The 12,288-nt window shown below is 62.8% G+C and carries 14 protein-coding genes; 3 read left to right on the forward strand and 11 right to left on the reverse strand.

Annotated features, from left to right (window positions below):
• Positions 1 to 358: 358 nt before the first annotated feature.
• Complete coding sequence (locus AC1DD7_RS24170) at positions 359 to 1,591, reverse strand: hypothetical protein (RefSeq protein ID WP_477516891.1); 1,233 nt, start codon at positions 1,589 to 1,591, stop codon at positions 359 to 361.
• Between the two features lie 165 nt (positions 1,592 to 1,756).
• Here AC1DD7_RS24170 and AC1DD7_RS24175 point away from each other — a divergent pair, with 165 nt between their 5' ends.
• On the forward strand, positions 1,757 to 2,440 hold the full coding sequence (locus tag AC1DD7_RS24175) for a helix-turn-helix domain-containing protein (RefSeq protein WP_477516892.1): 684 nt from the start codon (positions 1,757 to 1,759) through the stop codon (positions 2,438 to 2,440).
• Positions 2,430 to 3,227, forward strand: a complete 798-nt coding sequence (locus AC1DD7_RS24180; protein ID WP_477516893.1) for a hypothetical protein — start codon at positions 2,430 to 2,432, stop codon at positions 3,225 to 3,227. Before AC1DD7_RS24175 ends, AC1DD7_RS24180 begins: the two co-directional genes overlap by 11 nt.
• 60 nt (positions 3,228 to 3,287) lie before the next feature.
• Here the strand turns inward: AC1DD7_RS24180 and AC1DD7_RS24185 are convergent, their stop codons facing one another.
• The 3 genes from AC1DD7_RS24185 to AC1DD7_RS24195 all read right to left on the reverse strand — a co-directional run bounded on the left by AC1DD7_RS24185 (position 3,288) and on the right by AC1DD7_RS24195 (position 5,202).
• Positions 3,288 to 3,548: a GlsB/YeaQ/YmgE family stress response membrane protein gene (locus tag AC1DD7_RS24185; RefSeq protein ID WP_477516894.1), complete on the reverse strand. Its 261-nt coding sequence runs from the start codon at positions 3,546 to 3,548 to the stop codon at positions 3,288 to 3,290.
• A gap of 136 nt (positions 3,549 to 3,684) precedes the next feature.
• The gene (locus tag AC1DD7_RS24190) at positions 3,685 to 4,086 is read right to left on the reverse strand and encodes a hypothetical protein (protein ID WP_477516895.1); all 402 of its coding nucleotides are present in this window, start codon (positions 4,084 to 4,086) and stop codon (positions 3,685 to 3,687) included.
• A 63-nt stretch (positions 4,087 to 4,149) separates the two neighbouring features.
• Positions 4,150 to 5,202 (reverse strand): FUSC family protein, encoded by a 1,053-nt coding sequence (locus AC1DD7_RS24195; protein WP_477516896.1) that lies wholly within the window; start codon positions 5,200 to 5,202, stop codon positions 4,150 to 4,152.
• On the opposite strand from AC1DD7_RS24195, the gene AC1DD7_RS24200 reads away from it, so the two are divergent.
• A complete protein-coding gene (locus tag AC1DD7_RS24200) occupies positions 5,195 to 5,329 on the forward strand; it encodes a hypothetical protein (protein ID WP_431117167.1) in 135 nt (44 codons plus the stop codon). The two genes, AC1DD7_RS24195 and AC1DD7_RS24200, sit on opposite strands and share 8 nt — an antisense overlap.
• A 53-nt stretch (positions 5,330 to 5,382) precedes the next feature.
• Here the strand turns inward: AC1DD7_RS24200 and AC1DD7_RS24205 are convergent, their stop codons facing one another.
• The 7 genes from AC1DD7_RS24205 to AC1DD7_RS24235 form a co-directional block, all read right to left on the reverse strand.
• Positions 5,383 to 6,651, reverse strand: a complete 1,269-nt coding sequence (locus AC1DD7_RS24205) for a hypothetical protein (RefSeq protein ID WP_477516897.1) — start codon at positions 6,649 to 6,651, stop codon at positions 5,383 to 5,385.
• The gene (locus AC1DD7_RS24210; protein WP_477516898.1) at positions 6,648 to 7,154 is read right to left on the reverse strand and encodes a hypothetical protein; all 507 of its coding nucleotides are present in this window, start codon (positions 7,152 to 7,154) and stop codon (positions 6,648 to 6,650) included. The genes AC1DD7_RS24205 and AC1DD7_RS24210 overlap by 4 nt, the downstream gene beginning before the upstream one ends.
• A 1-nt stretch (position 7,155) precedes the next feature.
• Complete coding sequence (locus tag AC1DD7_RS24215) at positions 7,156 to 8,007, reverse strand: hypothetical protein (RefSeq protein WP_477516899.1); 852 nt, start codon at positions 8,005 to 8,007, stop codon at positions 7,156 to 7,158.
• Positions 8,008 to 8,096: 89 nt separating this feature from the next.
• Entirely contained in the window at positions 8,097 to 8,552 is a 456-nt protein-coding gene (locus AC1DD7_RS24220) for a hypothetical protein (RefSeq protein ID WP_477516900.1), read from the reverse strand.
• Positions 8,553 to 9,072: 520 nt separating this feature from the next.
• On the reverse strand, positions 9,073 to 10,476 hold the full coding sequence (locus AC1DD7_RS24225) for a serine/threonine-protein kinase (protein WP_477516901.1): 1,404 nt from the start codon (positions 10,474 to 10,476) through the stop codon (positions 9,073 to 9,075).
• 173 nt (positions 10,477 to 10,649) lie between these two features.
• Positions 10,650 to 11,435: a methylenetetrahydrofolate reductase gene (locus tag AC1DD7_RS24230; protein ID WP_477516902.1), complete on the reverse strand. Its 786-nt coding sequence runs from the start codon at positions 11,433 to 11,435 to the stop codon at positions 10,650 to 10,652.
• Positions 11,436 to 11,455: 20 nt separating this feature from the next.
• On the reverse strand, positions 11,456 to 12,288 hold an 833-nt coding region (locus AC1DD7_RS24235), incomplete at its 5' end, for a lipoyl synthase (RefSeq protein WP_477516903.1).

Here is a 12,288-nt window from a genome sequence, read left to right on the forward strand (position 1 = left end):
GACTTGCTGGCTGGCCGAGGTGGAGGAGGTGAACGCGCCGTAGGTTCCCATGCCGGCGACGGCGGCTGCGGTGCCGAGCAGTGCGACGGAAGCGAGGACCTTGCCGGAGGTGGTCTTGAGGCTGATGGCCATGGGAATCAGTGTCCTTTCGGGAGGCCACCGCTTCCGGCCGGCCGTTTCATCTGCCGGCCCTGAGTGGCTGACAAGAAACACTGTGCCGGGCCCGGATCAAGAACCACTCCTGCAATCCATCAACACTCGCTCAGGAAAAGATCAAGAATCCTGTTCCATTCCCAATATCACCGAAGGACCACTCAGGACTGATGAGGATAATCCTGTAACGACAGGCCTATGGCAGTCAGTGGTGCAGCAGCCCCAGGATCGGGAGGGTGACCGCCGTCGAAATGGCCATGGCGGCGGTGTTGCCGATCACCGGGTGGAAGCCCTCCGGCAGCCGGGCCGAAATAGCCCTGGCGATGGGTGGGGCCAGCACCGCTCCAAGCAACGCGCCGCCGATGATGCTCCACCACGAGCCGTCGTAGGCGAGCACCGCGCCCGGCGCCACTGAGACGAGTGATGCGTAGGTGGCCGCCCACCCACCCTTACTGAACCAGCCCCGCCAAAGAACCACACCGATGGCCGAGGTGAGGGCCTGCGCAAACAGGATGTGCGGAACCAGGTTGGAACCGTACGCGGGCAGCGCAGGATTCAGCAAGAATGCCGTGGCGACGCCAAGGAGCATGCCCGCACTGGCGAGCTCGTTGGCGAAGAATTGGGTCTCGGTGAAGTCGGAGAGAACCCGGCGCGCCGCCCATATGGCGTCCTTAAAAACAGGGTTAACGCCCGACGGCGGCTGGATGGGTTGCGGCTGCGGAGCCGGTTTGCGTAGGACAAGCCAGGGCAATTGCCGGGCAATGAGGAAAGCCAGTATTGCGCCCAGCGACATCGCGAGGACGTTCGCCACCACGGGCGGCAGCCCCAGCGGCGCGGTGACCGTTGGGATCAGCAACAGCGCAGAGGGCGTGATGGTGAAGGCGCCGAGTACAGCTCCTGTCAGGCAGGTCCGCCAACCGGGTCCATACATCAGGACCATTGCCGGGGCCACGCAAACGAAAGGCACGAACGTGGGCTGCCATCCGTCGTCGAGCATCCGGCCGAAAACTACGTTGGACAACAGCAGACTGAACGACGCCGAGGCCAGCACCCACGGCCACAGGCTGGTGCCATACGTCAGCTGGCCGGCCCAGTTCTTGCCGCGCCGGCCAGCCCACCACGCCAACAAAGCCCCGGCAAGCAACCCGCATGCTGCCAGCTCTGATTTGTAGAAAAGGGGCTCAGTCATGTCGCCAAGGAACCATCGGACCGCCGCGAAAGGGGAGTTGGTGACTGATGCCGCCCAGCCTTCAAACGCAGGGCCGAGCCGCGACGATTGCCGCGCGAGCGTGTGGAGGACAAGTGCGAGCCCTCCCGCGAGGATGACCGAAGCCAGCGCGCCCAACGCTGTCCCGAGGGCGCCGAGCTCAGTTGCAGTTTTCTTCGGGGCAGGATCCGGCCGACGGCGGGGCGCGCCGTCGACAGCTGAGGTGAGCATCGTTGATAACCCTTAGCGTGCGATGTGGTGTAACTCGAAAGCAGCGTATCCGAGCTTTCCAGGGTGGCCGCACTCGTGTTCCTACGGGGGATTTGTGACTGGAGAGGGTGCCGGTAGAACCCGGTCCCCATTGACTCTAACGTTTCTTCGAGAGAACGTTAGTGCATGATCCACGTTACTACCGCCCAAGCCGCCGCGCGATTGGGCGTTACGCAGGTAGCTGTCCGTAAGTTGATCGGCACCGGTCAACTGATCAGCTCAGGCGTCGTTGGCCGGGCCATCCTGGTGGACGCCGATTCTGTGGAGCGATTGGTCCGCGTCGGCACACGCCATGGCCGGCCGTGGACTGAAGCGAACGCCTGGGCTGCCCTCCTTCTGCTTTCCGGGAACAACAAGGTGGAGTGGGTTGGCTCCACCCAGCTGTCCCGGCTGCGACGCAAACTGAGCAGTCTGGAACCACCGGAGTTGCCGATTCTGGCTCGCAGACGCGCGATCGTGCATCGATACAGAGGTACGGCCGACGTCGTCCAACGGCTAAGGGATCATGTGCTTGCAACCGGCGCCGCTGCCATGGCAGAGGACAACATTGCCGAACGCTTTGGCCACACAGGGGGCGCGGGAATTGTGAATGGTTACGTCATATCCGGCGATGCGGGTGCACTTAAGGAAGCGTACGGACTAATCGACGACCGGGAGGGCAACGTTGTGCTGCGGGAAGTCACCACCAGCCAGGCGTTTACAGACGGAGTCCCACTGGCGGCAATTGCCTTGGACCTGATGGAGTCCCCGGGGACCCGCGAGCGCAGTGCTGGACTGCGTGTCCTTGAGGAGCTTCTTAGTGGGCGATGACCATGGCATGACGGAACGAGTGCCGTGGGAGGCTTCGCCGCCCGCGGGCGGCTGGGGCCGGCCGTGGCCCCAGTGTGCTGAACTGGCCCGCGCCTTGCCTTCTGATCAGTGGACGCTGGTCGGGGGACTGATGGTCCAGCTGCACTCCGCCGTGGCCGGCCTGTCCGTTTCGCGGCCGACCACCGACGTCGACATCGTCCTTCACATGGAAACCGGCGCGGCAACCATGCCTGGTGTCGCGTCAGTGCTCAGTTCACTCGGCTACGCGCTCAGGCAATCCATCAATGACGATAGCCCCGCACATCGATTCCTTCGCGGTAACGAGCAGGTCGACCTCATGGTTGCTGATCACCTTGCGCCCCGATTGGTTCCACGTATAGGAGGCCGCAAAGTCTTTCAGGTGACGGGTGGGACCCAAGCCCTCCGGCGAACAGTGGTCTGCCGGGTCTTCGTGGACAATCGGGGTCCGGTGTCGATCAGCATCCCGAACGCGCTGGGGGCATTGGTTCTCAAAGGCGCGGCGTATCAGGAGGATTCACGGGAAAGGGGCCGCCACCTCGATGACGCAGCCACGCTCTTGGCAACCATTACCGGCCCCTTGGAGCTTGTGGCTGACATGGGAGGCAGTGATCGCTCGCGGATTCTTGCGCTCAGCCGGGCCCTCGGCGATCCAGACCATGAATCCTGGAAGGTCCTTGACCCTGGCGACAGGGCACGGGCAATCAGCAACCTTGCGGTGCTCTGCGCCAATCCCGACCGCCTGCCTCTTAGACACCTGGGCAGGTAGGGCCCACATGAAAAGGAGGCCCCGACGCGTTCGCGTCAGGGCCTCCCGAGGCTCGTTGAATCAAGCCTTCCTGCGCGTGACCAATCCCCAGATGACCAGTACGATCAGCGCACCTCCAATGGCGAGCAACCACGTGTAGATCGACCAGAATTCGTTGATGCCAACCTTGAAGATGGCGCTACCGATCCAGCCACCCAACACGGCGCCCACGATTCCCAGCAGGAGTGTCGCGATCCAGCCGCCTCCCTGCCTGCCCGGCATGATGGCCTTGGCAATGGCTCCTGCAATCAAACCCAAAACAATCCAACCAATGATTCCCATGTGTTTCCCTTTTCTCGTACGTAGGCCTCGGTCCAGCACCAACAGGTGGTGCCGCCGTCGGCCTGATTGCTGGCTGCCCGCTTGTGCGGCGGACTATCCCGATAACTGGGCGGGCAGACGGTTTAGGGCTTCCCTGTTACTGAAGGAGGGTTTCGATCTCTCCAACGGGCAGTCCAGCCACCTGGGCAAGAGCCCGGGGCTCAACGCCGGCGTCGACGGCCTTCTTGAAGGCCAAGGCGAGTGTGTTCTGGGAGATGGCAAGCTCATGTTGAAGGCTTTGGCGGCGAAGTGCCGCGACCCAGACGCCGCTGACCGGATCCAAGGCGTCGATGTCCATTCTGAAGCCGCAACTGCAAGCCCACTCCGGCCAGACTGGCTCCACGGTGATCCACTGCATGGAGTCGTAGCCGGGTCCTGCGGAGATAGCCATGTGCGAACCGCAGTGGACGGGGCCCATCGGCAGCGCCCGTTCCGCAGCCACGTCTACGGTATTTTTAGCCACTGGTGTGGAGCTTGGTTCACGCAGTGCGACTGTCATCGTCTTCTCCCACACATTCCCTAGTAACTATCTTGGCTATCTAGTTATATGTGTACTTACGATTTAAGTCCAACCAGCCGGGACAGCTGCACGCACCCGCCGCCAAAGAGCGGGCGCCACCACCACCGCAACGCCGACGGCGGCACCGATCACCGTTTCGATGATGCGGTCCCGCAACAGGAGGCCGGGATCAACAGGGGCTGCCAGCAAAGTAGCGATCAGGGCAAGGGGAGTCACGAAGATCTGCGCAACAAGGTACTGCCGGGCGATGAACATCTCAGCACCGAACTGGCAAGCTGCGATGACCAGGACCATGGCCCAGGGCGCGGGATTGAGCCAGAGGATGCCCGCGAGCAGCACCAATCCGATCACCGTTCCGGCGATTCTTTGGATGCCACGGCTCACGCGGTGGCGCGTCGAGTGCCCCACCAATGGAACCACCGCCGCAACCATGGCCCAGTAAGTGTGACCGAAGCCGAGCCGCTCCCCCACCAGCGTCGCGATGGTCCCGGCAAGGCCGGCCGCAATCAGATATCCACCGCCCTCCAACCAGATCGCCCGACGTTCCGGGGTGGTGTGGCGGATGCGTGGCGGCCGTTTCCATGGGGTCCTGTGCGTCTTGAGCACCCGGGATGACATGCCAATCAGCAGGCAGAAGAGCGTAGTCCCTGCCGCAACAAGCATTGCCTCCCCAAGCGGCGGCTGCGCCTGGATGGATGCGATCGCAGCGAAGGCGAAGATGTGAAAGAGGGAGCCGCCAGGCCTCAGCCTCCAGGCCGCGACCACCACCGAGCACCCGCCCGCCACGAGAGTGGTAGCAGCAGTCAAGAGCCACGAATACGCGGCACCTTCGATTCCAATAGCTTGCGCTACGCGAGCTATGAGCGTGGCCAGCAACATGATCAGCAGCATGAAACCACCCGCACGCAGCTGGCTTCGGAAGCGGACGCTGTGCGGTTCGCTGCGGCCATAAATGCCAGTAAACGCACCGAACGAGGCAAATACGGCCAGATCCAGCCGCCCCATCAGTGTCAGCGTAATCAGCGGAACAAACACACCGACAGCACAGCGAAGAGCCGGGTGATGGTCCTTGTTTCCAGGACCCATCGTGAACATTTCCGCTACAGCCTTCAAGGGGCGGTTCGCCTTTCGTCGCAGGATCAAAACGTACGACGGCGGCGCTGGCGTCCGCTTCAAGGCTACGCTCCGGGCGCTGGACTACTCCGGCTTTGCGTACAGATAGTGCCCCTTATCACGAGGAATAAGGGGCACTATCAGTTTGCGCATTTCTTGTTGCTAGAAGCGGGAGGCGGTACCTGCCACTGCGGTTGTTGCCAGCGGGTTGCCTGCTATGTCCGTGAGGCCAGTGACGGGTGTGTAAGTCGGGAAGATCGTGGTTGACGTAAGTGTCGAACCTCCGCTGGTCCCCGCTCCCAGGGTGATGGTAAGAGTCTTGGCGGTGGGATTCCACGTTAGGCTCGAGCCGTTGGCATTGTTTCCAGCGAAACTGAGAGCAGTGGACGTGTAGTCGCCCCCGAGACTGACCGATCCGATTCTCAGGGACGGGCAGCCTGCCCCGGTCACCGTGAGTACATCACCTGCGCTGACGTTGACCACAACCTGGCTGCTACCGTTACCGTTTTGCGTTTGAGTAGTGGTGTTGCTTGTCCAAGCGCTGCAGATGGTATTGGCGTCGAGTGGCTCGGAGAAGGTGAGGGTAACCGAGTCTCCTTGCTCTACCTTGCCAAGGGTCGTACCACCGTTATTGAGACGGACCCCCATTACCGTTGGCGAACTCACGTCCTTGATGGATGAAGCCGTTCCGGCAGGCCCAGTGTTACCTGCAGCGTCGGTTGCCCGTGCGGAGTAGTTAATGGTCCCTGGGCTGAAAGCGCTCATGTTCATTGGGGTCGCTGTCCAGTTGCCGGAGCTGTTAGCGCTGACGGTCTGGGTCAGGGGCAGGGCTCCCGTGCCCGTTACGGTCAGAGCCACCGAAGACAAGGCCTCTGCTGTGCCGGTGACTGGAACCGCGTTCACGTTTCCGCTGTGGACATATGTTGGCGCCGTCACGGACGGGGCGAGGGGTGGGGTGGCATCCACGGCGGCAACTGCGCTCCTTGTGCTTTCAGCGCCCTGCCACTGAGAGAGTTTGGGCGTCACCGTGTAGTACCAGTTCCCAGTGGTGACACCGGTGTCCACGCAGCTCAGCGCCGCCACTGTTCCTGCACAGGTTCCGGCGGCCACTACCGCCGTACCGCCGGTCGCTGAGGGGTAGCGGACGATGCTGTACCCGGTCACTGACCGGCCTGCCGCCGTCGTGCTCGCTGCCCAAGTGACTGTCACGCTGGCTCCGGAAACCGAGGTAGTGGGCTTGGCGCCCTGGGCGACCGCGTCGGCCTTGGCCGCGCCGAAGCCGCTGTTAACCGAACTCCAGAAAGCACTGGCAGCGGGGCCGCCCCAGGAGACGAGAAGAATGCCAAGAACGATCACGAGGACGCGGTTCCAAACACCCATCGTCACCCGCGTTGAGGACGATGAAGCAGCGGACTGACGAAGCGGGCTCACTTCCGAACCTCCAGCGTGACGGGGACGTTGAATTGGGCACCTTGGCAGGCCGAAAGTGAGGCTGCGCTCATACTGGCTGCGTCCGGCAGCGTCAGCAGGATGGACGTATTTGCCTGAACAATGACCGGCTGGGCCAACGGCGCGGGAGGTGGCGTGAAGGTCACGCCGGTGGTGGTGCAGCCGGGATGCGCGGCATCGGCAGTGACGGCGCCGTTGGCACCTATTCCGTAGATGGTAACCGCATGGGCATTGGGGTTGGTTGCGCGGAGGACGACGTCGGCCGTTCCACCTGGAACGAGGCTGGTCTGCAGGGTATCCCCCGCGACTAACGCATCCACAGTCACCGTTTGCATGGTGCCGTTGGTCGCCGAGCCGTTGCCGATCCCGGTGGTGGTCCAATAGGCGTAGGCGGTCCCTGCTCCGCCCAGGATGCAGAGGGCCACTGTGGCAGCAGTGGTGCGGGCGATCCGTCCGCTGCGGGGGTTCCGGCTGAGCGTTTTCATGTCAGTTCGCCTGTCCCGTCCCGGAGAAGGTGAGTTGGAGGGTCGCGCCTTTGCAACCATCCTGGAGCTGCAAAGTGTCCAGCATCCGCACTTGCGGCCATTTGCTTTGGGGCACTCCCAGCGAGGTCAGCGAGCTGGGCCCTGACGGAGCTGCTAACGGGTACGTTCCGGAGTATTGGGTGATTTGGTAGTCAGCGCTGCTGCAGGGGAGGTTGGCGGCCACCGCTGCCGGCGTGCGCACCACCTGCGCAATCGCAACCGTCAGGTTGGTGACGGCGATGCTCTTGTTCTCGGGGTTGGAAATCTGCAGCTCCACTGCCCTGGACACTCCAGGCGCCAGCAGCCCATTCAGCGATCCCGTAACGCCGAAGGTCCGTTTGACTTCCTGAACCTGCAACTGCCCCGGCGCTGCGTTGGACTGGACGGTGCCACTGGCCCCCTTCACGGTGAAGTCGAACTTGCCGACCGTCGTCGTGGTGGCGGTTGCGATCGTCAAAGTGACTTGGGCGTTGCTGCCGGATTCCAGAACAACCGGCGACGGCGACCAAGCGGCTGTCGCTCCAGCCGGAAGGCCCGCGACCGTGAACGTCACCGGTCCGGTGAACCCGCCCGTGGAGGTTGCTGTCACCGCAAAAGTTGTGGACCGCCCTTGATCCAGGCTGCGGCTCGAAGGCGACAACGCCACCGCAATCCCCTTGACTACCTTGGCCGTATTGACCGACGTGGCGCTTTGCCCACCACTTGCAGCGAGAGTCGCCGCCGGTACCAGGGCCACGACGAGCGCAAGCAACAGCGCCCGGAGTGGTACTCCGGATCGACGGAAAGGCGCGGTGCGCACTGGCCGGTAGTCCATGGAAGCTCTTTTCGGACGGAAGCGTTCAGATGGAAGGAATGCGGAAGCCGGGGACCACCACTCGCAAGGTGGTCCCCGGCAGGCACGCGCTACTGGCTGGAGACGTTGACCGTGACGGTCGCGGACTTGCAGGCGTCCTGGTTCTCGGTGCCGCTGTCGTTGAACTTCAAGACACCGCTGCCAACGGACGTTGCGGTCGAATTGGCAGCGACAAGGGTGTTGCTAGTAACAGCGGTGACCTCAAACCATCCCGGCAGACATGCGGGGTTGCTCGTCGCGACGCTTGCACTCAGTGCTCCGACTACGGTGCCCGAGGTGGTCGAATTGTCGGCGGTGTAGGCCACTGCAGTTTCGTTGCCCGGCGCCAGGCCGGCGTTGAACGTGGCGTGGAGGGCGACAGTTCCGCCACCGGCTGAGTTGGCGGCCGAGCCGCTGCCGGAACCGGTGGTGGTCCAGTAGGCGTAGGCGGCTCCGCCACCTACGGCTACCAATGCCACGCCTGCGACGGTGGCGGTGATCCGGCTCTTCTTGGAAAGCTTGCGCATGGTATGACTCCTTGGTTGATCTTTTTCCGGGGAGCCGCATCGCAACCCCCAGCACCCGACCGTTTCCGACGGATGAAGCGATGCCCCAATAGTTCAGCCAGCAGCGGCACCGTGGCTACTCTTGGGTGTACGCCTCTTTCTCGCCCGACCAAGGGGTCAGGAATACGCTGAACCAACCGGCGAGTACTCAGTTTTCGCGTTTGCGACTACTTGGTTCGACGATGCGTCATCGGGGTGCAGGACGGGCTTGCAAGCCAATCTGATAGCGCGCTTTGCTACACCAACGCTGGGCTTCCGCGCTGACGAGCATGCTGGCAGCGGTTGGTTCAGGAGTACTCAGTTCTTGGCGGCCCGGTACCTGACCCCAGGAGGTCGCTGTGGGCCAGGCATTCCGGAAATTCAGCGGCCACTGAGCCAACATTGTGCCCATCTTGAGCAAAAACTGCGCTGGCGTTCGATCATGAGGGCGCATCAAGGGTGCATCAAGGGTGCATCACAGCAGAATGCCCTACCGCGATTTTCAGTTCCCGCGCTTGCCCTTGCCGTCCTTCTGGCCCTTTTCGTCGGATTGGCCGCCCCCTTGGCCCACACCCGCTGACGTACCGTCCCCGGGTTCAACGACCGCGGGTGATTCGGTTCCCTGCGCAACCTCGGTTGGGCTGCTCTGCTCGCTGGCTTCTGACGACGGAGCATCTCCCTGCCCACTGCCCGAGTTCGACGGCGGCAGCTGAACGGTTTGCACCGGCCCTGGAATGAGAACCGTTTCCACCGGCCCAGGGGTGGTAATCGTCACCACTGGCGCAGGGGTGCCAACCGGGGAAGGAAGATTGGAGTCCTGGGTAACCGGGGATGGCGATGTAACGTCTGCCGGCAAGGGCTCCTGCCCAGACAACGCCACCGCGAGGGGGACGGCCAGCGCTGCCGCAAGAAGGACCATCAACAATGCCCCGAGCCTGCCCCTTCCCCCACTTCTATGAAGCTTGGGGGAAACTGCGGTAGTTGTCCCGACGGCGGGTGCCCGGGCAGGCAGAGGCGGCAAAAGCGCCGTAGCCGCTGGGTGTGCATACGCCTCTTGCCAAGGGCGACCCAGGAATTCTTCGATCTCCGCAGCAGTCGGCCTGTTGTCTGGTTCAAGATCCGTCATGGACTTCAGCAGCTCGGCTATGGGGTGATGGATCTGCTCAGGGATGACCGGTGCACGGTGAAGCCGGGCCGCAGCGGACTCTATTGGCGTCCCCGGATACTCGGTCCTGCCAGTGAGGCACTCCAAGAGCACCAAGCCGAGGGAGTAGATGTCGCTGGCAGGAGTCAAGGGACGTCCGAGGGCCTGTTCCGGGCTGAGGTACTGAGCGGTTCCCACCGTCATTCCGGTGGCGGTCAGGCGGCTGCCTTCCAATATTCTTGCCACACCAAAATCGGCGAGTTTCACAACGCGATCGGGGCCAGGAGTTTCCGAAACCAAGATGTTGGCGGGTTTGATGTCCCGATGAATCACTCCGCTGCCGTGAACTTGCACGAGGGCACCTGCAAGGGCGTGGCCGATGTGCGTGGTTTCCGCCAGGCTGAGCGGGCCCTCAGCCAGCACCGAACGCAGATTATTTCCGGAAACCAGTTCCATGACCAGGAAGGCCTGCGGCGGGCCGGACGTTCCATTGTCCACGCCGGCGTCGTAAATGTGCACCAAACCGGGGTGATCAAATCCTGCCAGCAACCGCATCTCTGACTGCTGACGCTCTTCGAAGCCCTCGTCGGCTGAGCCTGGCGAAAAGATCTTAAGTGCAACGTCGCGCAGTAGGATTTCATCACGAGCCTTGCAGACCGTGGACATTGCCCCGTGTCCGAGTAGCTCCAGAATCCGGTAGCGGCCGTTGAGAATGTCCCCGCCGCCTGCTGGATCAACGAAAGCTTCCCCGCCTGCCCTCACGGCCCTACACCTCTTGCGTCTAAGCCGCTGCGCCGATCAATCCTGCGCTGCGATGCAGTTGCTAAGTAACCTTCCTAAGGCAAACGTACAGCCTCTGCGGCACCTTGCCAACCATGGAGTTTGCTACTACTTTTCCCGAAAAATTCGGGGGAATTCCGCACCTGAAGCTCCGGTTACCGGAGCCCTTCGACGACGGGTTGTGGCGTTGGAAGTGCCTCCAAGGAATTGAAACTGTAGAGCTGAATTCCCTCTATCCCAGGTCGGGCAGAGAGCTCCTCGATGAGCGTATCGGGCGTGTACCGTTCTCCGATCAGGAGCCTCCGCGCAAGCGGACCCTTGCGATTGAGGAACTTCAGGGACGATCCCACTCCGATCTTCGTGGCAAGCGAGACCAGCTTTACCTTGGGCACGGCCCCAGCCACACCTGCCCAGACTGGAAGGAGCACACCCTCACGGCGCAGCATTGCCACGTAGTCATGGATCTTGTCCGCCGAGAAACACATCTGCGTGACGATCTGGCTGGCGTGCTCCTGCTTCTCCAGCAGTGCATCAACCAAGTGCAGGCTGGTGATACCCGGATGCCCTTCGGGGTACCCAGCCACTCCAACGCTCATCGCTCCGGAGGTTATCTGGGCAATGTCGCGCAGCAATTCCCCACCAGTGGAATACGAACCCGAGGGCTGCCCGTCGCCACCGATGGCGAAGACTTCCGTGATGCCCGACGCCGAGCAGTCACCCAGTATGGCGGATAGTTCGGCGCGCCTTTCGAGAGCCTTCGCCGCAAGGTGGGGAACCACGGTATAGCCGAGCTCCCTTAGTTGGACGGCGGCCCGCAGCGTGGCACCTACTCCGTGCTTGGGCAGGCAGGTAATGCTGACCGCGGTAGACGTCGGCAATGCCTTGCTGACAGCGTCCACGATTCCCTCGGACGGGATGATCTCAACGCGGAGGGGAAGCATGCGTGTCCTTTTGATGGGGGTTAGGCGTGGGCGGCGAGGATGGTGGAGGCTTCCTGGCGGGTGGTGCCGGAGGACTCGATGTGGGCCAGGGCGGCGGGGATTTCCCAGCCCTTCTTGCGCATCGCGGTGGCCCACAAACGCCCCGCCCGGTACGAGGAGCGCACCAGGGGCCCGGACATGACACCGAGGAAGCCGATTTCTTCGGCCTCGTGCTGGAGGTCCACGAACTCCTGGGGCTTGACCCACCGGTCCACGGGCAGGTGCCGTTCGGAGGGGCGCAGGTACTGGGTGATCGTGATCAAATCACACCCGGCCGCGTGCAGGTCCCGCAGGGCTTCGGAGATTTCCTCGCGGGTTTCGCCCATGCCCAGGATCAGGTTGGACTTGGTCACCATGCCCAGGTCCCGGCCCTGGGTGATGACATCCAGGGAACGTTCGTACCGGAACGCCGGACGGATCCGCTTGAAGATCCGGGGCACGGTCTCGACGTTGTGCGCGAACACCTCGGGCTTGGAATCGCAGATCGCGGCGATGTGTTCGGGTTTGCCGGAGAAGTCCGGGATCAGCAGCTCCACCCCCGTGCCCGGGTTCAGTTCGTGGATCTTGCGGACCGTTTCGGCGTACAGCCAGACACCTTCATCGGCGAGGTCATCACGGGCCACGCCGGTGACCGTGGCGTAGCGCAGCTGCATGGCCTGCACGGAGCGGGCCACCTTGGTGGGTTCGAACATGTCCACCGGGGAGGGTTTGCCGGTATCGATCTGGCAGAAATCACAGCGCCGGGTGCATTCGGACCCGCCGATCAGGAACGTGGCTTCCTTGTCTTCCCAGCACTCGAAAATGTTCGGGCAAC

It is taken from the genome of Paenarthrobacter sp. 10L412 (assembly GCF_056395565.1).

Excerpts from the sequence above, each read along its gene's own strand:
- AC1DD7_RS24170 (WP_477516891.1), bottom strand. The coding sequence starts at position 1,591 with ATGCTCACCTCAGCTGTCGACGGCGCGCCCCGCCGTCGGCCGGATCCT.
- AC1DD7_RS24175 (WP_477516892.1), top strand. The coding sequence starts at position 1,757 with ATGATCCACGTTACTACCGCCCAAGCCGCCGCGCGATTGGGCGTTACG.
- AC1DD7_RS24185 (WP_477516894.1), bottom strand. The coding sequence starts at position 3,548 with ATGGGAATCATTGGTTGGATTGTTTTGGGTTTGATTGCAGGAGCCATT.
- AC1DD7_RS24190 (WP_477516895.1), bottom strand. The coding sequence starts at position 4,086 with ATGACAGTCGCACTGCGTGAACCAAGCTCCACACCAGTGGCTAAAAAT.
- AC1DD7_RS24195 (WP_477516896.1), bottom strand. The coding sequence starts at position 5,202 with ATGTTCACGATGGGTCCTGGAAACAAGGACCATCACCCGGCTCTTCGC.
- AC1DD7_RS24210 (WP_477516898.1), bottom strand. The coding sequence starts at position 7,154 with ATGAAAACGCTCAGCCGGAACCCCCGCAGCGGACGGATCGCCCGCACC.
- AC1DD7_RS24215 (WP_477516899.1), bottom strand. The coding sequence starts at position 8,007 with ATGGACTACCGGCCAGTGCGCACCGCGCCTTTCCGTCGATCCGGAGTA.
- AC1DD7_RS24220 (WP_477516900.1), bottom strand. The coding sequence starts at position 8,552 with ATGCGCAAGCTTTCCAAGAAGAGCCGGATCACCGCCACCGTCGCAGGC.
- AC1DD7_RS24230 (WP_477516902.1), bottom strand. The coding sequence starts at position 11,435 with ATGCTTCCCCTCCGCGTTGAGATCATCCCGTCCGAGGGAATCGTGGAC.